Raw genomic sequence first — 24,762 nt, forward strand, 5'->3', positions numbered from 1 at the left:
TCATGGGGTCTTCCCTTCGCTCGGCTGGGCCGGCTTGGCAGTGTCGGCAGGCGCGCCGGCGGCCGCCGGCGCCTTCGCGTCGCCCGGGGCCTTCGCGTCGCCGGTCGGCTTCGTGTCGGCTGGGGCCTTGGCCTCGACCGCCGCGGCGTTGGGGCCGGTGGCGGGGGCCTCGGCGCTCGGCGTGAGCGCGTAGACCACGACGGCGGTGAGGACGATGTTCGCGATCGACAGCGGCAGCAGGCCCTTCCAACCCAGGCTCATGAGCTGGTCGTACCGAAAGCGTGGCAGCGTCCAGCGGATGAGCAGCTGCAGCCAGCACAGCGCGAGCACCTTGAGGCCCCAGGTCAGCAGGCCCACGCTGACCACCGCGATGTGGGGTAGCTCGGTGCCCCAGCCGGTGAACAGCGACCACACCGCCACCAGCAGGTGCATGGTGCCGATGATGAGCACGAGCGACGCGAAGCCCTCGGCGTGCTTGCTCGCCCGCCACCACATCGCTGCCGCCACCATCAGGGTGATGCCGGCGCCGCCGAAGAACGCCTGGCAGGCCAGCGCGCTGGAGAAGCCGTGCGCGCCGAGGATGCCGAACGGCAGGGTCCAGCCGCCGAGGAACAGCGTGGTCACCAGCGCCGAGACGAACACGACCTCGATGAACTCACCGAGGAAGAACAGGCCGAAGCGCATGCCCGAGTACTCGATGAAGTACCCGATGATCTCCGACTCGCCCTCGGGCAGGTCGAACGGCGCGCGCTTGGTCTCGGCGATCGCGGCGGTGAAGAAGAGGATGAACGCCAGCGGCTGCAGCAGGATGCCCCAGTGGGTGGCCGTCTGCGCCATCACGAGCGCGTGCGGCTCGAGCGTGCCGTAGACCAGCAGCGCGCCGACGATCGTCAGACCGATCGCGACCTCGTACGAGATCATCTGCGCCGACGCGCGCAGGCTGCCGAGCACCGCCCACTTGTTGTAGCTGGACCAGCCCGCGAGCGTGGTGCCGTAGGTCGCCAGCGAGGCGATCGCGAAGTAGTAGAGCAGCCCGACGTCGATCTGAGCGATCTGCAGCGGGGTGCCGCCGCGACCGGCGGCGCACTGGTCGACGTCGGCCTGCGACAGCGAGTCGAACAGGCGCCCGTAGCAGAGGCCATCGCCGAACGGCACGATCGCGAACACCACCAGCGCGGGGATGAACGCAAGCAGCGGCGCGAGGGTGTACAGCGCGCGGTGGGCCCGGCGCGGCACGAAGTCCTCCTTGAAGAGCATCTTGAGGCCGTCGGTCGCGATGTGCAGCAGGCCCCACGCGCGCAGCGTGAAGCTGCCGATGGTGATGCGCGCCATGTTGGGACCGACGCGGTCCTGCATCATCGCGCTCTGCTTGCGCTCCATCCACGTCAGCAGCGAGGCCAGCGGCATGATGAAGGCCATCACCAGTGCGAGGACCTTGAGGATCGCCGGCCACAGGTACTGCGAGGTCCACGGCGGATCCTCGAAGCGCAGCGCCACCGCGGCGGTGGTCCCGGCCGCGCGGAAGCTGAGGCTCGCGCTGCCCTCGCGGAAGTCGTTGGGGCCGATGGGCTCGCGCGGTGCGTCGTGCTCGACGACCGAGCCCTGCACGGGCTCGCCGGGCCCACGCAGCGAGACTGCGTCGACCTGCACGTGCAGCGTCGCGCGGTCACCCGGGCGCAGGATGCCGGCGTTCATCGGCTCGACGAGGCTGAACGAGGCCCAGTCGGGCCCCTCGACGCGGAAGTCACCGACCGCGATGGGCTTGTCGCTGGTGTTGATGACGTCGACCGCGACCGGCTTGGTCTCGGGGTGGAAGACCACCGTCGACGGCTCGGTCCGCACGACCTGCGCGCGCTGGCTCGACGACGGTGGATCGGCGCAGCCGGTCGGCGCCACGAGACCGGTGAAGACGAGCAGCAGGAGCGCGAGCAGGCGATGGGCGTGGGCGTGCATGGAGTCCCTGGGGGGCCGTGCGGGTCGGATCAACCGCGGCTGTGGGCGAAGCGGAGCAGGGTCGGGCGTGCGGCGACCGGGTCGGCGGTCAGGCGTCGCAGCTCGGCGTTGTCGTGGGTCTCGGCCAGCGCCCGCGAGCGCTCGCGGCTCGAGCCGAGGTCGCGCTCGCCCAGCGCGAGTGCGATGTCGCGGATGAGGTCGGCGGCCTCGCGGCGGTCGCCTTCGGGCCGCCACGCCGGCTGCAGCACCCGCAGGCGCCCCTGGCGGTTGATGATGCCGCCCAGGCTCTCGGCCCAGCTGGTCGCGGGCAGCACGATTGCACAGGCCTGCGCCAGGTTGCTGGCGCGGTCGGCCATGCACACGCTGGTGATCGAGCCCAGCGCCTTGCGCACGACCTCCGAGAGCTCGAGCGTGGCGTCGACGAACAGCACCGCGTCGTAGGCCCGACCGGCGAGTTCGAGGCCGAGCTCGCCCTCGTGGCGCGCGTTGCCGGCCGCTGCGATTGCACCGCGCAGGTTGGGGTTCTTGTCGGCGTCGCGCAGCAGCGCGTCGGTCTTGCCGGGCGGGCGTCCCACCACGAAGCGGTCCGCCCCCAGGAGCTCGGCGAGCTCGGCGAGTGCGCCGTTGGCCTCGCAGGTCGCCGTGCCCGAGAACACCGCGGCAATCTTCTTGCCGGGCCCGCGCAGGCGCTTGGCCACGGTCGCGATCGCGTGGCCGAGCGAGACTTCGTCGCCGTCGACCCGCGCGTGGCGGATGCGCTGCTCGGCGTCGAGCGCGTGGTACGTGTAGCGACCCTCGTCGCACATCCAGTGGCCGTTCACGTGCTCGTCGAAGCGCGGCACGATGCGGTGCGCATGCTCGTGCTTGGTGTGCAGCTCGATCGCGCAGCCGGTCGCGCAGCCGGTGCAGGTGGTCGGCGTCGCCCGCAGCTCCCACGCTCGGATCGCGAAGCGGAAGTCCTTGGCCGTGAGCGCGCCGACCGGGCAGATGTCGACCACGTTCATCGAGTACGCGTTGTCGAGGCGATGACCGGGCGCGATGTCGAGGATCTCGTGGTCACCCCGGTTGGTCATCGTCAGCTCGCCGGTGCCGGGAATCTCCTCGCAGAACCGGATGCAGCGCGAGCACAGGATGCAGCGCTCGGCGTCGAGCACGATCTCGCGGCCGATGTCCTTGTGCTTGGGCTTGCGGATCTTGGCGACGTCCACCCGCGTGAGCTGATGATCGTGGTCCATGTAGTGCCGCTGCAGCGTGCACTCGCCGGCCTTGTCGCAGATCGGGCAGTCGATCGGATGGTTCTTGAGCGTGAACTCGAGCAGCGCGCGTCGGGCCTCGAGCACGACCTCGCTCTGCGTGTGCACGACCATGCCGTCGCCGACGATCTGCTGACACGAGGGCTGCAGCTTCGGGTTCTTCTCGACCTCGACCAGGCACTGCCGGCAGCTGGCGGCGATCGACAGCCCCGGGTGGTAGCAGAAGTGGCAGATGTCCTTGCCGAGCAGCTTGGCGGCCTCGAGCACGTTGGTGCCCTTGCGCACCGTGACGGTCTCGCCGTCGATCGTCATCGTGACGGTCGGGCCGCCGGGCTCGGGCGTGGCCGGCAGGTTCGGGCTGGCCGGCGCCGGCGCCTCGAGGTTGTCCGGCAGCTTCACGGCGGTCTGCGCAATCGTCCGCGCCGCGGCCGGGGGCGGCGGCGGATCGGGCTGCATGATGATGGTCGCCGAACGGGGGCGGCTGGGCACGGGCGGATCGGAGCTGGTCATGGTCGGCGCTCTCGCGAAGCTCGTCTTGCGTGGGGGAAAATCAGCGATCGCACTCGCCGCCGATCATGTTGATCGAGCCGAAGATCGGCACCACGTCGGCGATGTTGGCCCCGAGGATCATCTGGCGCAGCGCGGCGGTGGCGTAGAAGCACGGCGGACGGCAGCGGTTCTTGTAGGGGCGGCCGGTGCCGTCGCTGACGATGTAGAAGCCCAGTTCGCCGTTGCCGCCCTCGGTGAAGCTGTAGGCCTCACCGGGCGGCACGCGCAGGCCGTCCATGATGTGCTTGAAGTGGGCGATCATGCCCTCGATCGAGTTGTAGACCTCGCGCTTGGCCGGCAAGGCGATGAGCGGATCGTCGACGATGACGGCGCCCGGTGGGATCTGCACCAAGGCCTGCTCGATGATCCGCATCGACTGCTCCATCTCCTCGATGCGCACCAGGTAGCGCGCGAGGTTGTCGCAGCCGTCGGAGACCGGTACGTCGAAGTCGAAGTGCTCGTAGACCGAGTAGGGCTGGTCCTTGCGGACGTCGTAGTCGACCCCGCTGCCGCGCAGGTTGGGCCCGGTGATGCCGTAGCTGATGGCGTCCTCGGCGGAGATGATGCCGACGCCCTGCATGCGATCGAGGAAGATGCGGTTGCGCTCGACCAGCTTGCGGATGTCGCCGATGAGCCCGCGGATCTTCACGAGCTTGCCGCGGCACTTGTCCTCGAAGTCGGCGGTGAGGTCCCACGCGACGCCGCCGATGCGGCAGTAGCTGTGGGTCATGCGTGCGCCCGAGACGTCCTCGAGCAGCTCCCAGATGTGCTCGCGGGCGCGGTTGCCCCAGAAGAACGCCGTGAGCCCGCCGAGCTCCGCCAGCGAGGCGGTGATGCAGGTGAGGTGGTCGGCGACGCGCGACAGCTCGCCGACGATCACGCGGATGTACTCGGCGCGCTCGGGGATCTGCGCGGTGATGCCGAGCAGCTTCTCGACCGCCATCGCGAAGCCGACGTTGTTGAGCATCGGCGACACGTAGTTCAGCCGATCCACGTACGGGAAGATCTGCGTGTACGTGGCGCTCTCGCTCTCCTTCTCGAAGCCGCGGTGCAGGTAGCCGACCTGCACGTCGGCGTCCTTGATGGTCTCGCCGTCGATGCGCAGCACCACGCGCACGGTGCCGTGCATCGCGGGGTGCGAGGGGCCCATGTTCACGATGAGCTCGTCGGTCGGCAGGCGCTCGGCCTGCTCGGCGAAGGCCTGCAGCGACGGCGACAGCGACAGCTCACCGGCCTGGCGGCCCTTGGCGTCGAAGGTCTCGGCGGCGTTCGTGGCCAGCGGTCTCGAGGGGGTGGCAGTGGGTGCGCTCATCGTCGGACGTCGCTCGTTGCGAAGGGGGAGGGCTTCAGGTGGCGCTAGCCGATGCGACGGTCGTGGCTGTTGCTCAGCAGCCGCGTGGTCTGGTCGTCGGTCGACGGCGCGTCGGGGCGGCGGATCAGCGGCTGGCGCCCGTTCTGCGGGTAGTCCTTGCGCAGCGGGTGACCGATGAACTCGTCGTACATCAGGATGCGGCGCAGGTCGGGGTGGCCCTCGAAGCGCACGCCGTAGAGGTCCCACGCCTCGCGCTCGGCCCAGTTGGCCGCGTGCCACAGACCGCACGCGCTCGGCACCCAGCACTCGTCCTCGGCGTCGCCGATGCGGACCTTCACGCGCACGCGGTGCTTCAGCGGGAGGCTGTACAGCTGATAGACCACCTCGAAGCGCGGCTGCTGACCGAGGTAGTCGACGACCGTGAGGTCGGTCAGCATGTTCATCTTCGTCTCGGCGTGGTCGCGCAGCAGCGTGAGCACGTCGACGATGTGATCGCGATGCACGACCGCGATCTCGTCGCCGGCGTAGCTGCCAGTTTCGACGAGTGCGGCGGCGCGCTCGCGCTGCAGGAATTCGAGCACCCGCTGGGCCATCAGCGCACTCTCCCGTCGGTGGGCATCCGCTCGTCGGGCAGCAGCGTCATGCTGGTGCCGTCGGGCAGCACCGGCAGGCGTCGGCGGTCCGTGTAGCCGATCGCGGCGGTGTTGCCGATCTCTTGCTGGCAGTGTCCGCGGTGCTCCTGGATGCGCCGCTGCAGCGCCATCAGGCCGTCGAGCACCTGCTCGGGCCGCGGCGGGCAGCCCGGCACGTAGACGTCGACCGGGATGACCTGGTCGGCGCCGGGCATGACCGTGTAGTTCTGATAGAAGCCGCCGGTCGAGGCGCACACGCCGAACGCCATCACCCACTTGGGATCGGGCATCTGGTCGTAGACCCGGCGCAGCACCGGCGCCTGGCGCTCGGTGATGGTGCCGATCACGATCAACAGGTCGGCCTGCCGCGGCGAGAAGCGCGGGAACTCGGCGCCGAAACGCGCGATGTCGTAGCGGGAGCCCATGGTCGACATGAACTCCATCGCGCAGCACGCCGTCGCGAACGGGTAGGTGAAGAGGCTGTACTTCTGGGCCCAGTTGACCGCGTCTTGCAGCACCGTGGGCACGTAGCTCGCGCCGGAATCGGCCATGGGGATCCTCCGTTGGTCTCGGTTGACTTCACGCCCAGTCGAGCGCTCGCTTGCGCCACACGTAGGCCAGCGCAATCACGAGGATGACCAGGAACACCAGCATTTCCACCAGCCCGAACATGCTCGGAGCCGAGGTGCACACACCGGCCGCGTTCAGCGGGCCCGTGCACGACAGCTCGCGGAAGAGCGACGCCCACGGGTAGAGGAACGCCACCTCGATGTCGAACACCAGGAAGAGAATCGCGACCTGGTAGAACTTGACGCTGAACTTGACGCGTGGGCTGCCGATGGGCTCGCTGCCGCACTCGAACGGCTCGTCCTTGATGGCCGAGGTTCGCTTGGGGCCGAGCACCATCGTGATGCCCAGCATCAGCGCGGCGAAGCCGACCGCGAAGATCACGAAGACGAGCGCGGGGAGATAGGATGCAGCCATCGGCGATGCGTTCGGCCCGGGGTGTATCACAGCCCGCCTGCGCGCGCGACGGTGCGTGCCCGAGTCGGCGATGGGGTTGCCGAGGCCGTCTGGCGCGGGAATTCGCGCCCGCAGGCGCTGCATCGCGGCCCGTCGGGCCGGGCCGTCGACGTCGGGCGCGGGCGCGAAACGGCGGGGATCTCCACCGCCACGCGTGCCGCGGCTAGCCGGTGCCTTCGATGGCCATCTCGAACACCTCGACTTCGTCGGCGTCCTTGGCCATGAACACGACCTTGAGCGGCTTGTCGCCGCGCCACGCGCGGAACTCGCTGTGGATCGCGCGCGCGGCCTCCTCGGCGGGGATGCCGGTCTCGAAGGCGCCCATCAGCGGCATCGCGACGCTGGTGAAGCCCTTCACCTGGCACGCGACGATCACCGCCGCGGTCGCCCGCAGGATATCCTCGACCTGCACGCGGCCCCCCGGTTCCTCGGTGTTGGGCACGTGGATGAGGTGCCGCGCCTTCATCTTCCCGGCCGGCGTGACGAACGCGGCACCGATGGCCAGCGGGACGTGCTCCCGCACCAGGCCCTCGATCTCGACGCCGGCGAGCTCGCGCAGCTTGGCGGCCGGGTAGTGCGACATCAACCCCGTGGAGTTGGTCGGGCAGACGAACGCGTCCACGTCGACCTCGTCCCAGGGGTCGGTGCAGATCTGCAGCTGGATGTGATCGGCGTTCTCCACGTGGCGTACGTCCCTTTGGCCGTCTCGGACCGGCCAAGAAGCCCGCGGAGGGTGCTAGTTCTTGAACATCGAGTCCAGCTCTTTCGCGACCTGATCCTCCGAAGAGGCGCGGGCCACGGCGAGCTCCTTCACCAGCAGGTCCCGCGCCGTCCGCAGCATCTGCTTCTCGCTGTGCGAGAGCTGCTTGGTCTGCTTGAGCAGGGACAGGTCGCGGTAGACCTCGCCGACCTCGAAGAGCGACCCGGTGCGGATCTTCTCCATGAAGCCGCGGTGACGTCGGTTCCAGGTCTGGCGGTCACAGGGGACCTCGTGGTCCCGCAGCAGCTCGAACAGCTCGTCGACCTCGGCCTCGGCGGCCACCGGTCGCATGCCGTTCTCGACGGCCTTGTGCACCGGCACGATGATCTTGAGGCCCGAGCCCATCACGCGCAGGTGGTAGAACGCCAGGTCGCTCCCCGCGACGGTCTTGAGCTCGACCGCAACGACGTCTGCCACGCCGTGGGTGGGGTAAACCGACTTGTCTCCGACGCGAAACGAGGGCTCCATGCGCTGCCTCCTCGGGCGGCGAACGCCCGGCGACGGCCCCGTGAGCAAGTTCCATGCCTCGATGTAGGAGGGGCGCCCATACACGGAATGCGCGGATTTCGCAGCCCGTTCGGCTGGCAACCGTCGTAGCCGGAGACGCCGGGTCACGGCAACTGCAGTCGCCACCCTGGCCGCTGGCGCCGCCGACCCCGCCTACTCGAGGGCGGTGATGGTCCAGCCGCCGGGGGTCTGCTCGAGGGTCAACACCCGCTGCGGTTCGTAGCGGAGCTGTGCACGCGAGAGATCGTCGCTGAGCTCGACCGCCCCCGGCACGCGCAGGGCGGCCTCGATGGCCTCGGCCCGGCGCGCCCAGTCCTCGTGCATGGCCTCGCGCAGATCGTCGGCGAGGAAGTGCTCGGCCGACGCGAGATCGGTGCGCGCGAGCGCGTGCAGGAAGCCGCGGATCGCCTCCGCCGGGGTGCTGGCGTGCTGCGCACCCGGCAGTCCGTCGACCACCAACCAGTGCTTGCCGATCTTCGTCCACCGCACGACCACGCCGTTGCGGTGCACCGCGGTCGCGCTGCGCTGCACGATCGCGTCGTCTTTGCTGGCGCGCGCTGCGGCCAGCACGGCCGCGCGCTCGCTCGCGTCGGCACGCCAGCGGGCCAAGAACGCGGGGTAGGGCTCGCGTGCCCGTGCATCGCGGCCGAGCAGGGCATAGGCGGCGCGCGGATCGTCGTGCTCGAGCGCGTCGAGCCAGGCGTCGCGCAGCGCCTGTGGCGAGTGGATCGGCGCGTGGCGGCAGCCCAGCAGCAGGCCTGCGACCAGCACCCAGCTGCGGCGCGTGCGGCTCATGCGGTCACGCCCTGTCGCTTGTCGAACACGGTGTCGTGGGCGAAGGCCTCGTTCGGCGCGGGATAGTCGAGGTTGTAGTGCAGGCCGCGGCTCTCGAGCCGCCGTCTCGCGCACTCGATCACGAGGTGGCCGACCAGCGAGACGTTGCGCAGCTCCAGCAGATCCCGCGTCACGCGGTGGCGCACGTAGTACTCGCGGATCTCCTCGCGGATGAGCTCGATGCGTCGTCGCGCGCGCTCGAGTCGCTTGTCGGAGCGCACGATGCCGACGAAGTTCCACATCGCGGCCCGCACCTCGCCCCAGTTGGCGCTGACCATGATGGCCTCGTCGGAGTCGACGGTGTCGCCGGCGTTCCAGTCGCGCACCGCCGTCGGGGGCGTGCGGCCGAACTCGTCGCAGACCTGCGCGGCCCCGGCCGCCAGCACCACGGCCTCGAGCAGGCTGTTGCTCGCGAGGCGACAGGCGCCGTGCATGCCCGAGAGCGAGACCTCGCCGGCGGCCAGCAGGCCCGGGATGTCGGTGCGCCCCCAGCGATCGACCTTCACGCCGCCGCACATGTAGTGGGCCGCGGGTACCACTGGGATCGGCTGCGTCCGCATGTCGATGCCGAGCTCGAGGCAGCGGCGATGGATGGCGGGGAAGCGGCCGATCACGAACTCGGGATCGAGGTGCGTGACGTCGAGGAACACGCATGGCTCGCCGGTGCGCTTGAGCTCGGCGTCGATCTCCCGCGCGACCACGTCGCGCGGCGCCAGGCTGCCCATCGGATGGCGCCCGTCCATGAGCCCCGAGCCGTCCTTGCGGCGCAGGATCCCGCCCTCGCCGCGGACCGCCTCGGACACCAGGAAGCTGCCCGCGCCGGGGTGGAACAGGCAGGTCGGATGGAACTGCATGAACTCGAGGTTCCCGACCGTGGCACCGATGCGGTACGCCATCGCGACGCCGTCGGCGGTCGCGACGTCGGGGTTGCTGGTGTAGCGGTAGACCTTGCCGGCGCCGCCGGTGGCCAGCAGGGTCACGCGGGCGACGTGGCAGTGCACCTCGCCGGTCGGCACGTCGAGGCTGTAGGCGCCGAAACACCCCCGCGAGCCGTCCTGCTTCGACCACGACAACAGATCGACGACCATCTGGTGCGGCAGGATGCGGATGTTGGGGTGCCGCATCGCCGCGGCCAGCAGGCCGCGCACGATCTCGGCGCCGGTGGTGTCGAGGTGGTGCACGACGCGGCGGTGGCTGTGGCCGCCCTCGCGGCCGAGCACGAAGCCGCCGCTGCCGTCCTCGCGATCGAACTGCACGCCGTAGACGTTGGCGAGCCGCCCGACCAGCGTGGGCGCGAGCTCGACGGCGTGCTCGACGAAGCTGCGATCGCAAAGGCCCGCGCCGACCCGCAGCGTGTCGTCGACGTGGGACGCGACCGAGTCGTCGTCGTCGAACACCGCCGAGATGCCGCCCTGGGCCCACTGCGTGTTCGAGCTCTCCGGCACCGCCTTGGTGAGGATCGTGACGCGCATGCGGTCGGCGACCTCGAGCGCGAAGTAGAGACCGGCGAGCCCGCTGCCGAGCACGAGCACGTCACTGTGATGGATCTCGGTGGTCAAGCGGCGGGCCCCGGCTTGGTGTGCGACGGCAATGTAGCCCAAAAGCCGCGCGCGATCGCTCGCGCCCGGCGGGTCCGATGACCTGGCCACCACCTGGACGGTGGCCTCGCGGGGCGCGTGACCGGTCGAGACCCGCGGCTTTCGTGCGTCGGCGGGCGACCGCGCGCTACACTGCCGGGGCCGATGTCGCGACTGCGCCCCTTCGTCGTCCGCGCCGCCGCGGTGCTGGCCGCCGCGCTCGGGCTGGCGTGGGCGCTCGGCCTGTCGTCGCCGGGCGCGAGCGCGGCCGACGGTCGCAACAACTACTACCGCTACGTCGATCGCGACGGCACCATCCACGTCACCAACCTGCCCGGTCGCGAGCGCGGCGCCTGGCAGCTGTGGAAGAGCCTGCCGGGCAACGCCAGCAAGGGCCAGGGCCCGCAGCGGCGCGCGGGCGACGACCAGCCGGTCGCGCTGGGGGCCGAGCGCTTCCATCGTTACGACAGCATCATCCGCGCCGCAGCGACCCGCTATCAGCTGCCCGAGTCGCTGCTGCGCGCGGTGATCCACACCGAGTCGAACTACTATCCCCACGCGGTCTCGCGGGCCGGTGCGATGGGCCTCATGCAGCTGATGCCGCGGACCGCCCGCACGCTCGGCGTGCGCGAGGCCTTCGATCCGGCGCAGAACATCCACGGCGGTGCGCGCTACCTGCGGTTGCTCGCCAACCGCTACGGCGGCGACATGGTGCTGGTGCTGGCGGCCTACAACGCGGGCGCCGGCAACGTCGAGAAGTACGGCGGCGTGCCACCGTTCGAGGAGACCCGCGCCTACGTGCGCGGGGTCCTGCGTCGCTTCTACGCCTACGAGCGCCAGGCCGGCAGCGCCGGCGAGCTGCGCCGGGCGCCGGCGCGACACCTCGAGCCTTGAACGCGCCGCGGGCGTTTGCGGTAGTCTCGCGCCCGGCATGCCGCTGCCGCCCCCGATCCCCGGCGTCACCGAGTTCGCGTTCGGACGCCTGCTCAACCCCGGACGCGACACGCCGACCTTGTCGCTGACGGCCGACGGCCACCTCATGGTGACGGTGCGCGGCGAGATGATGACGCGCACCGAGGCGGTGCTGCTGTGCAGCGAGAACCTCGACATCCGCGCAGTCAACCGCCGCATGCAGGGCCGCGCGGTGCCGGAGGTGTTCCAGCGCCTGGTCTCGATGGAAGGCGAGGGCCAGCTGGTGCTGTCGCGCGAGCACGAGCGCTTCTTGGCGCTGCAGCTGCAGCGCGACCTGTGCTTCTTCGTCGAGAGCTACATCTGGGCCATGGAGTCGACGCTGATGTGGGACGTCGGTCAGCTGCCGCGCTCGCGTCGATCGATCTCGCTGGTGCGCATCGTGGGCGAGGGCGCAGTGGCGCTGCGGGTGCCCGGCGAGCTGGTGGCGGTGAAGATCTCGCCGGAGCGGCCCTATCGCGTGCATCGCAGCGGCTTCGTCGGCTGGGTCGGCAACGTGGTGCCGCACCTCGAGCCCGAGATCGGCTTCCTGCACTGCGAGGGCGAGGGCGCGGTGTTCGTGGTGTTGCCGGGGGTCTCGACGCCGCCGTCGCGTCGCAGCGAGTCGGGCTCGTTGCCGGCCGCAGGGAGCCGCGCATGAATGACGACGCCGGCGAGCGGCGCACGCGACCGCAGGGCTGGGAGTCGTTCAAGCGCGAGGTGCTGAACCTGCCCAACCTCATCACCATCGGGCGGCTGTTCCTCATCCCGCCGGTGTTGGTGCTCATCGATCCCACCGATCCGCTGCGGAACTTCTACGCGGCGCTGTTGTTCGCCGCCGCCAGCGGCCTCGACATCCTCGACGGCTGGCTGGCGCGCTCGCGCAACCTCGTGACCGTGTTCGGCAAGTTCGTCGATCCGCTGGCCGACAAGCTCATGGCCATGAGCGTGATGGTGTGGCTGGTGATGGTCGGCCTCTTGCCGCCGTGGATCGTGGTGTTGATGCTCGGGCGCGACTTCTACATCTCCGGCCTGCGCTCGGTCGCCGCCAACCAGGGCGTGGTGATCGCGGCCGGCGAGGGCGGCAAGGCCAAGACGATCTTCCAGCTGGTCGGCATCTGCTGCGTGCTGGCGCGCTACCGCTACCGCATGCCGCTGGTCGACTCGCCGATCGACTTCCACATCATGGGCATGGGCTGGCTGTACCTCGCACTCGCGCTGTCGCTGTGGTCGGCGCTCACGTACACGCTGGAGTTCGGCAACGCGCTCAAGCAGCGGCGTACCGCGTAGGCGGGGGGTGGCGGTGGGCGCGTCTCGACCCCGCGATCGCACGCCGCCGCGTCTGCACCAGCCCGCCGCTTGGGTCGACGCCGCGCTGCGGGCCGCCGCGGCCGACACTCCGGGCTTCGCATGGCTCGACGGCGGCGACGACGGGCGATCGTTCCTCGGCCTGCACGCCGATCGCGAGCTCGAGGGCGACGACCCGGCGCTGCTCGACGTGGTCGATCGCGCGTGGCGTGGTGATCGCTCGCGCATCTGGATCGGCGCCATCACCTACGACTTCGCGGCCGACCTCGCGGCCGCACGTGCGCCGCGACCCCGCGCATTGCCGGGGCTGCTGCTGCGGCGCTACGCGTGCGCGCTCGAGCGTGGCCGCGACGGCGTGGTGCGGGTCCACGGCGACGACGCTCTGCCGCCGTGGTTTGCGGAGGTCCAACCCGCGGACGTGGGGGGCCCGTGGCCGCTGACGCCGCCGGTGGCGGTGTGGTCGCCCGCGCACTACCGGGCGCAGGTGTTGGCCGCCAAGCAGCACCTCTTCGCGGGCGACAGCTACCAGGTCAACCTGGCGCAGCGCTTCGTCGCGCACTGGCGCGAGCCGACGGCCGGGTCGCTGGCCACGCGGGTGGCGGCGCTGTATGGCGCGCTGCGGGCCCGCGCGCCGGCCGAGCGCGGCGCGCTGCTGCGGTTGGCCGCGGCGTGGGTGGTGTCGAACTCGCCCGAGACGCTGCTCGATGTCGACGACGACGGTGTGCATCCGGTGGTCGCGACCAGCCGGCCGATCAAGGGCACGCGCGTGCGAGAGTCCGATCCGGCGCGGGATCGGGCGGCCGCCGCCGCGTTGCTGGCGAGCGAAAAGGACCGCGCCGAGCACGTGATGATCGTCGATCTCGTGCGCAACGATCTGGGCCGCCTGGCGCAGGTGGGTTCGGTCGTCGCTGCACGGGAGCCGAGCGCGCTGCCGCTGCCGACCGTGCATCACCTCGTCACCGAGATCCGCGCGACCCTGCGGCCCGACATCGGGCTGCGCGCGCTGGTCGAAGCGATGGTGCCGGGCGGCAGCATCACCGGCGCGCCCAAGCGCCGCACCATGGCCATCATCGAAGCGCTCGAGCAGCACCCACGCGGGCTCTATTGCGGCGCCATCTTCGTGCTCGCACCCGACGGGCTGCGCATGAGCATCCCGATCCGCACCGGCGTGCTCGATCGCGAGGGGCTCTCGCTGCATGCCGGCGGCGGCATCGTCATCGACAGCGAGCCCGAGGCGGAGCGACGCGAGACCTGGGCCAAGGTGCGGGCGTTCGCGCCCGACACCGCGCCATGACGAACGGACGGCGGGGCCGCCGGCCCGCGACGGCGCCGCCTAGGCCGGAGCGGGCTCGCCGGCCTTCGCCTTCGCGTCGATCGTCTCGCCGTGGCGCGTGAGGAAGATGAACAGCAGGGCCACGCCCGCCACCAACGCGACGTCGGCGACGTTGAAGGTCGGCCACGGGCTGTCCTTCCAGTAGAAGACCTTGATGAAGTCGACCACGCCGTGCCGGGCCTCGCCGCGGATCTCCATGACCCGCACGAAGCGGTCGTGGAGGTTGCCGAGCGCGCCGCCGGAGACCAGCGCGATCGCGACGTAGGCCGAGGCCCAGCGCGTCGGTAGCGTCATCGCGAGCTTGCCCATGTAGGCCAGCGCCAGCAGCGTCACGGCGATGAACACCAGCCGGGCATAGCTGGCGTCGCGCAAGAACGAGAACGCCGAGCCGGTGTTGAAGCCGAACTCGAAGTAGAACCAGTTCTCGATCACCTCGACCGAGGCACCCTCGCGGAGGGTGTCCCAGGCCCACGCCTTGCTCCACAGATCGAGCGCGAGCGTGAGGGCGGCGACGATGCCGAGCAGCACCAGGCGGCTCGAACGCGAGGGCTCCGCGGGCGCGGACGAAGGGGGAGCGTCGGACATTTGCCGGGCGCGAGCATAGCACCTACGCGCGTGGGCGCGTGCGTCGCAGGCCGAGGACGCCGACCAGCACCAGCACCAGCGCCATTGCCTGCGAGCTCGACAGGAGCAACGGCTGCGCCGGCGGCAGGCCCAGCAGCTCGGCCAGTGTCGGCGAACTCCACGTCCACGCCAGCCCGCGGCTGGCGTCGCCGCGGAACATCTCGGTCAGCAGGCGCAGCAGCCCGTAGCCGAGGGCGTAGCGGCTGGCCTGACGCCAGCGCGGCTCGACGCCGCGCAAGCACCGGATCGCGATGAGCACCGCGGCGAGCACGAACAGCCCGATCGACTCGTAGAGCTGCACCGGGTGTAGCGGCACGGTCGCGCCGTCGACCAAGGGCGCGCCCTCGGACAGCGCGACGATCGACTCCGGGCCGAACGACATCGCCGGTGGCGTGGGCCCGGGCGCGCCCCAGCAGCAGCCGGCGAAGAAGCAGCCCAGGCGGCCGAAACCGTGTCCGAGCGCCATCCACGTCGCGGCGAGATCGCACAGCGTCGCGAAGGACACGCCATGGCGGCGCGCCAACCACGCCCACGAGGCGACGATCGCCAACAACGAGCCGAAGAACACGAAGCCGGTGCCGTCGCTGACGAACACCCGCATGGGATCGTCGACGTACTCGCGCGGCATGGTCAGCACGTGCAGGAGTCGGCCGCCCACGAAGGCCCCGAGCGCGAGCGCGAGGTAGAAGTCGACGAAGAACGACGCGCGTCGATCGGCCGCGACGCCGCGGCGCCCCGCATCCCACCACACACCGGGCATGCTCGCCAGCGTGCCCAGCAGGATCAGCGTGCCGTAGGCGTTGGCGGTGCCACCCCATGGCAGCTCGAACAGCGTCGGGTGCATGCGGATCCGTCAGCGCGCGAGCGCGGCTCGATGCTGCCACAGCGACCACGCGACGACGATCATGCCCAGCAGGAGTGCGACGTCGGCGAGGTTGAACGCGGGCCACGGACGTCCCGGCCAGTAGTACACGACGATGAAGTCGACCACGCCGTGGCGCACGCCCTCGCCGTAGACCTTCACGCCGCGGGTCAGGCGGTCGTGGAGGTTGCCGAGCGCGCCGCCCATCAGCAGCCCGATGCCGACCGCCGCCAGCCACGCGCGACCGGGCCATCGCCACGCCAGCCGCACGAGGTACGCCACCACCGCGATCGCGACCGCCACCAGCAGATGACGCGACCAGCTCGCGTCGCGCAGCATGCCGAACGCAGCGCCGGTGTTGAGCGAGAACGCGAAGTGCAGCACGCCCGGGATCGGCATCCGCGGCGGGTGGGGGTGTGGTCGCAGCTCGTGCCACGCCCACGCCTTGCTCGAGAGGTCGGCCAGCAGCGTGATCGCGGCGGCGATCGCCACCACCAGCAATCGACGCATGCGCAGGGCCGTGTCGCCGTCTCTGTGCGCCATCGCGAGACCGTCGGGGCTGGCTTAGCACGGCCCGGCCCGGCCGGGATCCCCGACGTCAGCGTCGATCGTCGTCGCGCAGCAGATCGAACAGCGCAGGTCGCCGCCGCCGCGGCCAGTGCTCGGGACCGGCGCCCAGCGCCTTGCGGCCGCGCGAGACCCGTTGGTCCATCGCCTGGCGCGAGAGCCCATCGAGCGCGAGCGGGTGGGCGGCCTTGAGCGCCTCGAGCTCGAGGCGGTCCTCGCCGAGCAGGTTCGAGAGCGCGTTCTCCAGCAGCACCGCCTCGGGCAGGCGGAGCTCGCGGAGCGCGGCCTTCAGGCGGGCGCGCACACCCAGCTGCTCCTGGACCTCGTCGCTGCTGCGGCGCAGCTCGTCGATGCGCTCGTGGGTGCCGCGGAACAGCTGCACGCACGCGGCCGCGAACATCACCTGCAGCGGGCGCACGCCGCCTTGCGCGAGCTCGGGGCGGGCGAGGATGGCCTCGACCTCCGACCATGCGACCTGATCGATGTCGTCGTCGTGTCCGCCGGTGCGCTCGTAGTCCTGGCTGCTCCACAGCACCACGCACAGCCGCAGCCGCACGGCCTCGAACACCAGCAGCTCCGCGAGTGCGCGCGTGCGACCGCTGCCGTCGTCGTGTCGCGCGGTGCGGGACAACGCGTCCGCGAAGTGCTCGAGCCGACCGTGACTCTCGCTGTCGCCGCCGCGCAGCTCGGCGAGCCAACCGACGATGGGCTCGTCGACCTCGACGAAGAGCGCATCTTGTAGATCGCGGTGGAAGCCGACCAGCGCTGGGAACCGTGGGTCCCTCACGGCGCGATCCAGGCCCAGACCCTCGGCGCGGGCGGTCGCGGCCTCGTCGGCCACGGCATCGAGCTCGAGCTGCAGCGCCTGGAGATCGACCGCCTCGGTCGCAGCGGGCACGGGGAGGGCTTCGGTGACCGCGAGCGCGACGGGGGACATGGGCCCTTACCTCTAAGCCCGGGTCTCGGGGGTCGCAAGGTCCGGCACCGAAATTCACACCCCGAGGCCCCACCGTTCGGGCAGGTCACCCGCCGTGTCGGGGATGGGCGAGCGTGACGCCGAGCCAGCTTCGCAGTCGGTCGTTGCGCACGCGCTTGCCGATCACGCGCTCGTCGGCGTCCGCCCAGATCGCAGGCGGGAGCCCGGCCTCGCGGCGTGCGTGATCGATCATCGTACGACGCGGGCAGTGATCGTCGTCGACCACATGCACGATGCCGCTGCGCTCGCGCGGCTGTGCGATCGCGGCGAGCACCGCTGCGACGGCGTCGTCGCGGTGCACGAGGTTGGTCGCGTTCATGCCGTGGCTCGGTCGCGCGGCCGCGCGTGGACCCGTCGCCTCGCCGCCGTACAGCCGCGCGAGCTCGCGGCCGGGGCCGTACAGCCCGCCCATGCGGAGCACGAACCATGGCGTGCCCGCGCGCCCGCAAGCCTCGGCGACCAGCCCCTCGGCCTGCCGCTGGACGCGACCGCGCTCGTGCTCGGGCCACGCCGTGCAGTCTTCGTCGAGCTCGGCGTCGAGATCCGGCAGCGCCGACGTCGAGCCGATCCACACCAGGCGACGCGAGGGCGCGTGGGGCAGCGCGGCGAGCATGCGGCGCGCACCCTCGAGGTACACCGCCTCGCGCCCTTGGTCGCGGCCGGGGGCGACGGCGACGACCCAGGTGTCGGCGCGGACAATCGCATGCGTGCGCACGTCGTCGCGCAGCAGGTCGAGCGCGTGGAGCTCGATGTCGGCCCCGAGTGCCGGCGATCGCGTGCCGCTGCGGGTGGTCGCCATCACGTCGCCCGGCAGCGCCGCAGCGACCGCCGCACCGAGCCAACCCGCGCCGAGGACCGCGACCGTCACGTGCGGGCGACGATAGCACCTGTGCTTGCGGTCGCCGCCACCGCGGTCGCACCATCATCGGCGCATGCCCGCGCCCTGGCGCTTCAGCGTCGCGCCGATGATGGACCGGACGGATCGCCACTTCCGGTGGCTGTTCCGGCACATCAGCGCCGGCGCGCTGCTGTACACGCCGATGATCGCGGCCGACGCGATCGTCCGCGGGCGCGCCGACGCCGAGCTCGCGCACGAGCCGTGCGAGCAACCCCTGGCGCTGCAGCTGGGCGGCAGCGAGCCCGCCACGCTGGCCGCTGCCGCGCGCATCGGCGCCGCGCGGGGCTTCGTCGAGATCGATCTCAACTGTGGCTGTCCCTCGCCGACCGCGGCGTCGTCGCGCTGGGGTGTCGCGCTGATGGACGAGCCCGCACGGGTCGCCGAGATGGTCGCCGCCATGGTCGCGGTCGCCGGCGTCGACGTCACGGTCAAGCACCGACTCGGCATCGCGGGTCGCGACCACGTCGAGCGCCTGCACGCATTCGTCGACGCGGTCGCGTCGGCCGGCGCGGCGCGGGTGATCGTGCACGCGCGTGCCGCCGTGCTCGGCGGGCTTGCGCCCGCGCGCAACCGCAGCGTGCCGCCGCTGCGGCCCGACGAGGTGCACGCGCTGGTGGCCGCTCGGCCGGGCCTGCCCGTCATCTACAACGGTGGCCTCCTGACCCCCGCCGACGCGGCCGAGCGCCTGCGCGACGATCGACTGGCCGGCGTGATGATCGGTCGATCGGCCTACGACGACCCCTGGGCGTGGCGCGAGGTCGACCCGTGGCTGTACGGTGTGCCGGCGCCGACCGGCTCGCGCCGCGAGATCGCGGTGGCGCTGCGCGAGCGCGCGCAGGCATGGGCGCGTACCGGTGCTGACCCCTACGCGGTGACCCGGCATGCGATGGGTCTGTGGCGCGCGCTCCCGGGGGCGCGACGGGCCCGCGCCGCGGTGGCCTCGCTGGCGCGCGGGGGTGGCCTCGCGGCGCTCGATGCCGCGATTGCGGTCCTGCCGTGACCTCGATCGATGGGATCATCGACGGGATCGTGGTCGCGCCGATGGGCGTGCCGTGCCACCATCGTCGCCGGGGTCATCGCGCGACGCGCGGGACCTCGAGGATGGGAGTGACGAGGGCGGCGGTGAACGACGACGACTCGGTGATCTCGCGGGCGACCCTGTCCATCTCGCTCGCGCCCGTGCGACTCGAGTCGCCGGGCGTCGTGGCGGCACGCGACGGCGCGCGCGAGAGCGTCGCACCGCCGGCACAGATCGGCCGCTACCATGTGCTCGAGCGCATCGGCGCCGGTGGCATGGGCGAGGTCTTCGCGGCCCGCGATCCCGAGCTCGATCGCACGATTGCGATCAAGCTGGTGCACGCCGATCTCGGCAGCAGCAGCAGCGCGGCGGCGGCCCGGCTGCTGCGCGAGGCGCAGACGCTGGCACGGCTCAACCATCCCAACGTCGTGCAGATCTTCGAGGTCGGCACCGTGAAGGGCCGGGTCTACATCGCGATGGAGATCGTGCGCGGCGACACCCTGCGGCGCTTCGCCGAGCAGGGGCCGAGCATCGCGCGGCGGCTCGACGCGCTGCAGCAGTGCGCCGCGGGTCTGCATGCGATCCACCGCGTCGGTCTGGTCCACCGCGACGTCAAGCCCGACAACGTGGTGGTGGCGGCCGACGGGCGCGTGCGCGTGGTCGACTTCGGGCTCGCGCGGGGGGCCGCGGCCGACACCGCCGAGCCCGAGCACGTCGAGCCCGAGCCGACGCCGCCGAGCCCGGGCCCGCACACCCCCTTGTCGGCACGACTGACCGTCACCGGCGCGGTGGTCGGCACACCGGTGTACATGGCCCCGGAGCAGCTGCGTCGACAGGTGATCGATCCGCGCTGCGATCAGTTCGCGTTTTGCGTGATGGCGTGGGAGCTGCTCGCGGGTGAGCGACCGTTCGCGAGCGCGAGCATCGGCGAGCTGTTCGAGGCCCATCGCAGCGGTCCCCAGCCACCGGCACGCTCCGAGGTGCCCGCGTCGGTGTGGCGCGTGCTGACGCGTGGCCTCGCCTACGAGTCGAGCGCGCGCTGGCCCGACATGGCCGCGCTGCTCGAGGCGATGCAACGCGCGGTGCGGCCTCGGACGTCGCGACGCGCCGCGATCGCGACCGCGGCCGGCGTGCTGGCGGTCGTGGCGGTACCGGTGTTCGGCGCCCGCGCCGAGTCGGCGCCCTGCGTCGAGTTGGGCCCGCGGGGCGACGCGGCGAAGGCCCGCTTGGATCGCGTGGCGGCGCTGCGCGATCACGACGAGCCCGCGCTCGAGGTCCTGGGCGCGCGCATCGACGCCATCAGCACGCGACGACAGCAGGCCTGCGAGGGCCAGGACGCGCCGCCGCACCATCGCTGCCTCGAGCGCGCGCTCTCGCGGGTCGATGCGTTGATCGACGCGCTCGCGCGTGGCGACGACGACATCCTCGATCGTGCGCGGGCGATCGCATCGCTCCCCGACGGCAGCGAGTGCGCGGAGCACAGCGAGTCGCCGGCGCCGAGCGTCGCCGCCCGGGCCGAGCAGGCCCGTGTTCGCAGCGAGCTCGATCGTGCGAGTGCCGAGCTCGCGCTCGGCCACGCCGGCCGACTGCGAGGGCGCGGCGCCGAGCTGCGGGCGATGGCGCTGGCGACCGGCTCCACGGGATTGCAGGCCGAGGCGTTGGCGTTCGACGGCGAGCTCGCCGGTGCGCTCGGCGAGTCCGAGCTCGCCCGTGCGAACCTTCGCGAGGCGGCGCTGCAGGCCGAGGCCGAGCGCGACGATGCCCTCGCGGCATCGGCCTGGTTGTCGGTGGCGAAGGTCTCGATCGGCCAGCTGCGCGACCCGGTGCGGGGTCGTGACGACCTGCGCAGCGCGCGGGCAGCGGTGGTCCGGCTGGGCGACGAGGGGCTGCAGGAGCGCCTGCGTCTGCTCGGTGCCCAGCTGTCGCTGCTCGAGGGCGACGTCGCGTCGGCGCGCGAGCAGCTCGAAGGCCTGGTCGAGGCGCTCGACGACGACGACCTGGCGCCCACCCGCTGGCCGCTGCTCGACGTCGCGGCCGATGCCGCCGAGGCGGCGGGTGAGCTCGACGAAGCGGCGAGCCTGCATGCGCGGCAGCGACGGATCGCGCTCGCCCAGCTGGGCCCCGAGCACCCGATGCTCGCGGCGATCGACTACAACCTCGGCAAGGTCGAGCTGCTGCGGGGGCAGGTCGACGCCTCCCGCGTGGCGCTCGATCGCGCACTGCAGGGCTGGCGTGCCGCGCTCGGTGACCAGCATCCCGACCTCGCGCTGGTCCACACCGCGCTGCAGCAGTGGGAGATGCACCACGGCTCGCTCGCGGCCGCGCGGGAGCACGCCGTGCGGGTGCTCGAGATCGGGCGCGCACAGCTGCCCGAGGATCATCCCGACCTCGCGCTCGCGTGGGTCGGGATCGGCGCGGTCGCACTGCTGCAGGGGGCCCACGACGAGGCGGTCGATGCCTACGCCCGCGCGCTCGCGATCGCCGAGCGGGCCCACGCGCCCGACCACGTCGAGCTCGCGATCGTGCGGCTCGACTACGCCGAGGCGCTGCTCGAGCGCTCGCCCGCCGATGCCGACCTGGCGCTGGCGCAGATCGAGCCCGCGCGGGCGGCGATCGAGGCTGCGCCGGGCCACGATCCGTCGCTGCTCGCGTTCGCCGACCGCCTCCGCAAGACCGCGCTCCGCCATCGCGACAGCAACCCCGACGCACCCGACGTACCCGATGCACCCGATGCCCCCGATCGCATCGATCCCAAGCGGCCGCTTCCCAAGTAAGATGGTGCTCCGATGGCGACCATCACGCTCGAGAACGTAGACCCCGTCAACATCGTGCCCTCGCAGGTGGGAGCCGCCTTGGTGGTGTCGGTCAACGGCGTGCAGGTCGGCACCATCATCGACGAGTTCGATCCCAACCCCGGGGTCATGAAGGTGTTCGTGCAGGACCTCTCGAGCAGCGCGCCCGTGAGCGCGCAGTGGCGGTCGTCGTCGGGCGGGCCGTGGGTGCCGTTCACGCCGGCGCGCGGCGGTGCGACGGCGGAGTTCACGGTGCCGGCCGCGGGGGCCCCGGATGCATCGTTCGATCTCGCGATCAGTGCGGGCGGCATGCAGGCCAGCCCCAATCCGCGGCTCATCCTGCGCACCAAGATCAAGTAGCGCGCCGGCTCAAGCCAGGCGCACGCGCAGGCGCAGCTGCTTGCCCGCCTGCAATCGCAGGGTGCGGTCCTCGAAGTCGGCGCCCGCGAGCACGCGCTCTGGCTCGGTGCAGCGGGCCCCGTCGAGCCGCACGGCGCCGCCCTCGATGCGCTCGCGCGCGGCTCGCTTGCTCGGGAATGCCGCGACCTTCGGATCGACCACGAGCTCGATCAGCTTGATGGTCTCGACGTCGAGTTCGACCAGCGGTACCGCGCTCCAGTCGTCGCCGCCGCCGAAGGCCTGGCGAGCGGCGGCCTGGGCCGCGCTCGCGGCCTCCTGGCCGTGGCAGATGGCGGTCGCTTCGAACGCGAGCCGCTGCTTCACCTCGCGTAGCGCCGCGCCCTCGGCCTGGCATAGCGCGTCGATCTCGGCGACCGGCAGGTCGGTGAAGATCGCCAGCATGCGCCGGACGTCGCGGTCGTCGCAGCCGACGAAGTACTGGTAGTAGTCGAAGGGCGAGCACATGCTGCCGTCGAGCCACACCGAGCCGGCCTCGCTCTTGCCCATCTTGCGGCCGTCGGCGGTGGTCAGCAGCGGGAACGTGAGGCACTGCGCGGCGGTGCCCGAGCCGCCGGCCATGCGCCGCACCAGCTCGACGCCGGCGATGATGTTGCCCCACTGATCGGAGCCACCGAGCTGGAGCACGCAGCCGTGGTCGCGGTGCAGGCGGTAGAAGTCGTAGGCCTGCAGCAGCTGGTAGTTGAACTCGATGAACGACAGCGGCTGCTCGGCCTCGAGCCGATCGCGGTAGGTCTTGCTCGCGACCATGCGATTGACGGTGAAGTGCACGCCGACGTCGCGCAGGAACTCGATGTAGCCCAGCTGCGACAGCCAGCTGTAGTTGTCGAACACCTGCGGCGCGGGCTCGCCGTCGAGGACGCGCGCGAAGATGCGGGCGATGCCCTCGGTGTTGCGCGCGATGGTGGTGTCGTCGAGCAGCTTGCGCGTCTCCTGCTTGCCGCTCGGGTCGCCGATGCGCGCGGTGCCCGAGCCCAGCACGACGATGGGCCGGTGGCCGAGCCGCTGCAGGCGGCGCATGGCCATCACGCAGACCATGTTGCCGACGTGCAGCGACGGCGCGGTGGGGTCGTAGCCGATGTAGAACGTCACCGGCCCGGCCGCGAGCAAGGCATCGAGCGCGGCCGGGTCCGAGACCTGCTCGATGAAGCCGCGGGCGGCGAGCTCGCGCAGCGCGGGCGAGGTGTACGCGAAGTCGGTGGGGTCGGTCATGCGGGTCTCTTCGGTGACGCTACAGCTCGTCGAGTCGACGGGCGTGTTCCTGCAACGCGAGCTCGAGCGCGTCGAGCTTGGCACCGACGCGCTGGCGGAACTGACGGTGGAGGTCCTTCTCGCGGAACAGCTCGTCGGCGAGCTGGATCGCGACCAGCAGCGCCGCGCGCTGGAGGCTGAAGCTGGCGCGGCCGCCAGGCACGAGCTGGCGCAGCTGCGCGTCGACGTAGTCGGCCAGCTCCTGCACGTACTGCGGGCCCTCGTCGCTGCGGATCGTCAGGCGCTGCCCGGCGATCTCGACCTCGACGCTGTGCTTCACGGCCGCTCCCCCTGCGACTCGGCCAGGCGCTCGGCCTCGTCGTGGGCGCACAGCGCGTCGACGACGTCGTCGAGATCGCCGGCCATGAAGCCGTCGATGTTGTGCCGCGTGAGGCCGATGCGGTGATCGGTCACGCGATCCTGCGGGAAGTTGTAGGTGCGGACCTTCTCCGAGCGATCGCCGGAGCCCACCTGCGACTTGCGAGCTGCCGCGCGCGCGACCTGCTGCTTCTGTAGCTCGACGTCGAGCAGCTTGGTGCGCAGCATCGTCATCGCGATCTCGCGGTTCTTGATCTGCGACTTCTCCTGCTGCGACTCCACCACGATGCCCGACGGCACGTGGGTGATGCGGACCTTGCTGTCGGTGGTGTTGACGTGCTGCCCGCCCGAGCCCGACGAGCGCATGGTGTCGACCCGCAGGTCGGACTCGTTGACGTGCACGTCGACCTCGTCGGCCTCGGGCATGATCGCGACGGTCGCCGCGGAGGTGTGGATGCGGCCCTGGGCCTCGGTCGCGGGCACGCGCTGCACCCGGTGCACGCCCGACTCGAACTTGAGGCGGCCGTAGACGTTCTTACCCCGGACCACGCAGATGACCTCCTTCAGACCGCCGGCGGCGGCGTCCGACGCCGTCAGCGGCTCGATCTTCCAGCCCTGGCGCTCGGCATAGCGGCTGTACATGCGCCACAGCTCGCCGGCGAACAGCGCGGCCTCTTCGCCACCGGTGCCGGCGCGGATCTCGAGCAGCACGTCGCGACCGTCGTTGGGATCGCGCGGCAGCAGCAGCTTCTGCAGCTCGCCGTCGAGCCGCGCGAGTCGCTCCCGCAGCGGCGGCAGATCGGCCTCGGCGAGCTCGCGCATGTCGGGGTCGCCGAGCAGCGCGCGGGTCTGCTCGAGCTCGCGCTCGACGTTCTGGTACTCGCCGAAGGCCTCGGCCACCGGACGCAGCTCGGCGTGCTCGCGCGACAGCGAGAGGAAGCGAGTCTTGTCACCGACGATCTCCGGCGCGCACAGCATCTCTCCGAGCTCGTCGTGGCGCTCGTGGATGTCTTCGAGTTTGCGGCGCAGCTGGGTGTCCATGGCGCAGGT

General features: G+C 71.5%; 25 protein-coding genes. 7 read left to right on the forward strand and 18 right to left on the reverse strand.

Features of this window, described 5'->3' with window-relative positions:
* The 10 genes from IPH07_02445 to nadB all read right to left on the reverse strand — a co-directional run bounded on the left by IPH07_02445 (nucleotide 1) and on the right by nadB (nucleotide 10,382).
* Nucleotides 1-1,953, reverse strand: a complete 1,953-nt coding sequence (locus IPH07_02445) for an NADH-quinone oxidoreductase subunit H (protein MBK6916237.1) — start codon at nucleotides 1,951-1,953, stop codon at nucleotides 1-3.
* A 29-nt stretch (nucleotides 1,954-1,982) separates the two neighbouring features.
* Nucleotides 1,983-3,716 carry a (2Fe-2S)-binding protein gene (locus IPH07_02450; protein MBK6916238.1) on the reverse strand — a complete coding sequence of 578 codons (1,734 nt, stop codon included), beginning with the start codon at nucleotides 3,714-3,716 and terminating at the stop codon, nucleotides 1,983-1,985.
* Nucleotides 3,717-3,756: 40 nt separating this feature from the next.
* Entirely contained in the window at nucleotides 3,757-5,067 is a 1,311-nt protein-coding gene (locus IPH07_02455) for an NADH-quinone oxidoreductase subunit D (protein ID MBK6916239.1), read from the reverse strand.
* 44 nt (nucleotides 5,068-5,111) lie between these two features.
* Complete coding sequence (locus IPH07_02460) at nucleotides 5,112-5,660, reverse strand: NADH-quinone oxidoreductase subunit C (GenBank protein MBK6916240.1); 549 nt, start codon at nucleotides 5,658-5,660, stop codon at nucleotides 5,112-5,114.
* Nucleotides 5,660-6,250 carry an NADH-quinone oxidoreductase subunit NuoB gene (gene nuoB, locus IPH07_02465; protein MBK6916241.1) on the reverse strand — a complete coding sequence of 197 codons (591 nt, stop codon included), beginning with the start codon at nucleotides 6,248-6,250 and terminating at the stop codon, nucleotides 5,660-5,662. Before nuoB ends, IPH07_02460 begins: the two co-directional genes overlap by 1 nt.
* A 28-nt stretch (nucleotides 6,251-6,278) precedes the next feature.
* Nucleotides 6,279-6,683 (reverse strand): NADH-quinone oxidoreductase subunit A, encoded by a 405-nt coding sequence (ndhC, locus tag IPH07_02470; GenBank protein ID MBK6916242.1) that lies wholly within the window; start codon nucleotides 6,681-6,683, stop codon nucleotides 6,279-6,281.
* A 202-nt stretch (nucleotides 6,684-6,885) separates the two neighbouring features.
* Nucleotides 6,886-7,404, reverse strand: coding sequence for a macro domain-containing protein (locus IPH07_02475; protein ID MBK6916243.1), 519 nt, complete (start codon nucleotides 7,402-7,404; stop codon nucleotides 6,886-6,888).
* Between the two features lie 54 nt (nucleotides 7,405-7,458).
* A complete protein-coding gene (locus tag IPH07_02480; GenBank protein MBK6916244.1) occupies nucleotides 7,459-7,950 on the reverse strand; it encodes a CarD family transcriptional regulator in 492 nt (163 codons plus the stop codon).
* 192 nt (nucleotides 7,951-8,142) lie between these two features.
* Nucleotides 8,143-8,784, reverse strand: coding sequence for a hypothetical protein (locus IPH07_02485; protein MBK6916245.1), 642 nt, complete (start codon nucleotides 8,782-8,784; stop codon nucleotides 8,143-8,145).
* On the reverse strand, nucleotides 8,781-10,382 hold the full coding sequence (nadB, locus tag IPH07_02490; protein ID MBK6916246.1) for an L-aspartate oxidase: 1,602 nt from the start codon (nucleotides 10,380-10,382) through the stop codon (nucleotides 8,781-8,783). The genes IPH07_02485 and nadB overlap by 4 nt, the downstream gene beginning before the upstream one ends.
* Nucleotides 10,383-10,565: 183 nt before the next feature.
* On the opposite strand from nadB, the gene IPH07_02495 reads away from it, so the two are divergent.
* The 4 genes from IPH07_02495 to IPH07_02510 are packed head-to-tail and all read left to right on the forward strand — an operon-like array spanning nucleotide 10,566 to nucleotide 13,950.
* Nucleotides 10,566-11,294, forward strand: a complete 729-nt coding sequence (locus tag IPH07_02495; GenBank protein ID MBK6916247.1) for a lytic transglycosylase domain-containing protein — start codon at nucleotides 10,566-10,568, stop codon at nucleotides 11,292-11,294.
* Between the two features lie 37 nt (nucleotides 11,295-11,331).
* The gene (locus IPH07_02500; protein MBK6916248.1) at nucleotides 11,332-12,009 is read left to right on the forward strand and encodes an AIM24 family protein; all 678 of its coding nucleotides are present in this window, start codon (nucleotides 11,332-11,334) and stop codon (nucleotides 12,007-12,009) included.
* Entirely contained in the window at nucleotides 12,006-12,638 is a 633-nt protein-coding gene (gene pgsA / locus IPH07_02505; GenBank protein MBK6916249.1) for a CDP-diacylglycerol--glycerol-3-phosphate 3-phosphatidyltransferase, read from the forward strand. Before IPH07_02500 ends, pgsA begins: the two co-directional genes overlap by 4 nt.
* A gap of 13 nt (nucleotides 12,639-12,651) precedes the next feature.
* Complete coding sequence (locus IPH07_02510; GenBank protein ID MBK6916250.1) at nucleotides 12,652-13,950, forward strand: anthranilate synthase component I family protein; 1,299 nt, start codon at nucleotides 12,652-12,654, stop codon at nucleotides 13,948-13,950.
* Nucleotides 13,951-13,989: 39 nt separating this feature from the next.
* On the opposite strand, the gene lspA (IPH07_02515) is transcribed toward IPH07_02510, so the two are convergent.
* The 5 genes from lspA (IPH07_02515) to IPH07_02535 all read right to left on the reverse strand — a co-directional run bounded on the left by lspA (IPH07_02515) (nucleotide 13,990) and on the right by IPH07_02535 (nucleotide 17,886).
* On the reverse strand, nucleotides 13,990-14,574 hold the full coding sequence (gene lspA, locus IPH07_02515) for a signal peptidase II (GenBank protein MBK6916251.1): 585 nt from the start codon (nucleotides 14,572-14,574) through the stop codon (nucleotides 13,990-13,992).
* 22 nt (nucleotides 14,575-14,596) lie between these two features.
* Nucleotides 14,597-15,457, reverse strand: coding sequence for a prolipoprotein diacylglyceryl transferase (locus IPH07_02520; GenBank protein ID MBK6916252.1), 861 nt, complete (start codon nucleotides 15,455-15,457; stop codon nucleotides 14,597-14,599).
* A 9-nt stretch (nucleotides 15,458-15,466) separates the two neighbouring features.
* The gene (lspA, locus tag IPH07_02525) at nucleotides 15,467-16,018 is read right to left on the reverse strand and encodes a signal peptidase II (protein MBK6916253.1); all 552 of its coding nucleotides are present in this window, start codon (nucleotides 16,016-16,018) and stop codon (nucleotides 15,467-15,469) included.
* Between the two features lie 55 nt (nucleotides 16,019-16,073).
* Nucleotides 16,074-16,979, reverse strand: coding sequence for a hypothetical protein (locus IPH07_02530; protein ID MBK6916254.1), 906 nt, complete (start codon nucleotides 16,977-16,979; stop codon nucleotides 16,074-16,076).
* Nucleotides 16,980-17,064: 85 nt separating this feature from the next.
* Nucleotides 17,065-17,886 carry an NAD-dependent epimerase/dehydratase family protein gene (locus tag IPH07_02535; GenBank protein ID MBK6916255.1) on the reverse strand — a complete coding sequence of 274 codons (822 nt, stop codon included), beginning with the start codon at nucleotides 17,884-17,886 and terminating at the stop codon, nucleotides 17,065-17,067.
* 64 nt (nucleotides 17,887-17,950) lie between these two features.
* Between IPH07_02535 and dusA the strand changes: the two genes are divergently transcribed.
* The 3 genes from dusA to IPH07_02550 all read left to right on the forward strand — a co-directional run bounded on the left by dusA (nucleotide 17,951) and on the right by IPH07_02550 (nucleotide 22,086).
* Nucleotides 17,951-18,916: a tRNA dihydrouridine(20/20a) synthase DusA gene (dusA, locus tag IPH07_02540; GenBank protein ID MBK6916256.1), complete on the forward strand. Its 966-nt coding sequence runs from the start codon at nucleotides 17,951-17,953 to the stop codon at nucleotides 18,914-18,916.
* A 122-nt stretch (nucleotides 18,917-19,038) separates the two neighbouring features.
* On the forward strand, nucleotides 19,039-21,708 hold the full coding sequence (locus IPH07_02545; protein ID MBK6916257.1) for a protein kinase: 2,670 nt from the start codon (nucleotides 19,039-19,041) through the stop codon (nucleotides 21,706-21,708).
* Between the two features lie 12 nt (nucleotides 21,709-21,720).
* Nucleotides 21,721-22,086, forward strand: a complete 366-nt coding sequence (locus IPH07_02550) for a hypothetical protein (GenBank protein ID MBK6916258.1) — start codon at nucleotides 21,721-21,723, stop codon at nucleotides 22,084-22,086.
* A 9-nt stretch (nucleotides 22,087-22,095) separates the two neighbouring features.
* On the opposite strand, the gene IPH07_02555 is transcribed toward IPH07_02550, so the two are convergent.
* The 3 genes from IPH07_02555 to prfA are packed head-to-tail and all read right to left on the reverse strand — an operon-like array spanning nucleotide 22,096 to nucleotide 24,741.
* Nucleotides 22,096-23,355: a tyrosine--tRNA ligase gene (locus tag IPH07_02555; GenBank protein MBK6916259.1), complete on the reverse strand. Its 1,260-nt coding sequence runs from the start codon at nucleotides 23,353-23,355 to the stop codon at nucleotides 22,096-22,098.
* 19 nt (nucleotides 23,356-23,374) lie between these two features.
* Nucleotides 23,375-23,674 (reverse strand): cell division protein ZapA, encoded by a 300-nt coding sequence (locus IPH07_02560; protein MBK6916260.1) that lies wholly within the window; start codon nucleotides 23,672-23,674, stop codon nucleotides 23,375-23,377.
* Nucleotides 23,671-24,741 (reverse strand): peptide chain release factor 1, encoded by a 1,071-nt coding sequence (gene prfA, locus IPH07_02565; GenBank protein MBK6916261.1) that lies wholly within the window; start codon nucleotides 24,739-24,741, stop codon nucleotides 23,671-23,673. The genes IPH07_02560 and prfA overlap by 4 nt, the downstream gene beginning before the upstream one ends.
* Between the last annotated feature and the right edge of the window lie 21 nt (nucleotides 24,742-24,762).

This window comes from Deltaproteobacteria bacterium, assembly GCA_016709225.1.
GTDB lineage: Bacteria > Myxococcota_A > Polyangia > Nannocystales > Nannocystaceae > Xiheibacterium > Xiheibacterium phototrophicum.

What these genes read in the sequence shown, in the direction of transcription:
- ndhC (MBK6916242.1), bottom strand. Translation starts at nt 6,683, where the DNA reads ATGGCTGCATCCTATCTCCCCGCGCTCGTCTTCGTGATCTTCGCGGTC.
- pgsA (MBK6916249.1), top strand. Translation starts at nt 12,006, where the DNA reads ATGAATGACGACGCCGGCGAGCGGCGCACGCGACCGCAGGGCTGGGAG.
- lspA (MBK6916251.1), bottom strand. Translation starts at nt 14,574, where the DNA reads ATGTCCGACGCTCCCCCTTCGTCCGCGCCCGCGGAGCCCTCGCGTTCG.
- nuoB (MBK6916241.1), bottom strand. Translation starts at nt 6,250, where the DNA reads ATGGCCGATTCCGGCGCGAGCTACGTGCCCACGGTGCTGCAAGACGCG.
- IPH07_02530 (MBK6916254.1), bottom strand. Translation starts at nt 16,979, where the DNA reads ATGTCCCCCGTCGCGCTCGCGGTCACCGAAGCCCTCCCCGTGCCCGCT.
- IPH07_02445 (MBK6916237.1), bottom strand. Translation starts at nt 1,953, where the DNA reads ATGCACGCCCACGCCCATCGCCTGCTCGCGCTCCTGCTGCTCGTCTTC.
- IPH07_02480 (MBK6916244.1), bottom strand. Translation starts at nt 7,950, where the DNA reads ATGGAGCCCTCGTTTCGCGTCGGAGACAAGTCGGTTTACCCCACCCAC.
- IPH07_02455 (MBK6916239.1), bottom strand. Translation starts at nt 5,067, where the DNA reads ATGAGCGCACCCACTGCCACCCCCTCGAGACCGCTGGCCACGAACGCC.
- IPH07_02555 (MBK6916259.1), bottom strand. Translation starts at nt 23,355, where the DNA reads ATGACCGACCCCACCGACTTCGCGTACACCTCGCCCGCGCTGCGCGAG.
- IPH07_02520 (MBK6916252.1), bottom strand. Translation starts at nt 15,457, where the DNA reads ATGCACCCGACGCTGTTCGAGCTGCCATGGGGTGGCACCGCCAACGCC.
- IPH07_02450 (MBK6916238.1), bottom strand. Translation starts at nt 3,716, where the DNA reads ATGACCAGCTCCGATCCGCCCGTGCCCAGCCGCCCCCGTTCGGCGACC.
- IPH07_02485 (MBK6916245.1), bottom strand. Translation starts at nt 8,784, where the DNA reads ATGAGCCGCACGCGCCGCAGCTGGGTGCTGGTCGCAGGCCTGCTGCTG.
- IPH07_02495 (MBK6916247.1), top strand. Translation starts at nt 10,566, where the DNA reads ATGTCGCGACTGCGCCCCTTCGTCGTCCGCGCCGCCGCGGTGCTGGCC.
- IPH07_02460 (MBK6916240.1), bottom strand. Translation starts at nt 5,660, where the DNA reads ATGGCCCAGCGGGTGCTCGAATTCCTGCAGCGCGAGCGCGCCGCCGCA.
- lspA (MBK6916253.1), bottom strand. Translation starts at nt 16,018, where the DNA reads ATGGCGCACAGAGACGGCGACACGGCCCTGCGCATGCGTCGATTGCTG.
- dusA (MBK6916256.1), top strand. Translation starts at nt 17,951, where the DNA reads ATGCCCGCGCCCTGGCGCTTCAGCGTCGCGCCGATGATGGACCGGACG.
- IPH07_02550 (MBK6916258.1), top strand. Translation starts at nt 21,721, where the DNA reads ATGGCGACCATCACGCTCGAGAACGTAGACCCCGTCAACATCGTGCCC.
- IPH07_02500 (MBK6916248.1), top strand. Translation starts at nt 11,332, where the DNA reads ATGCCGCTGCCGCCCCCGATCCCCGGCGTCACCGAGTTCGCGTTCGGA.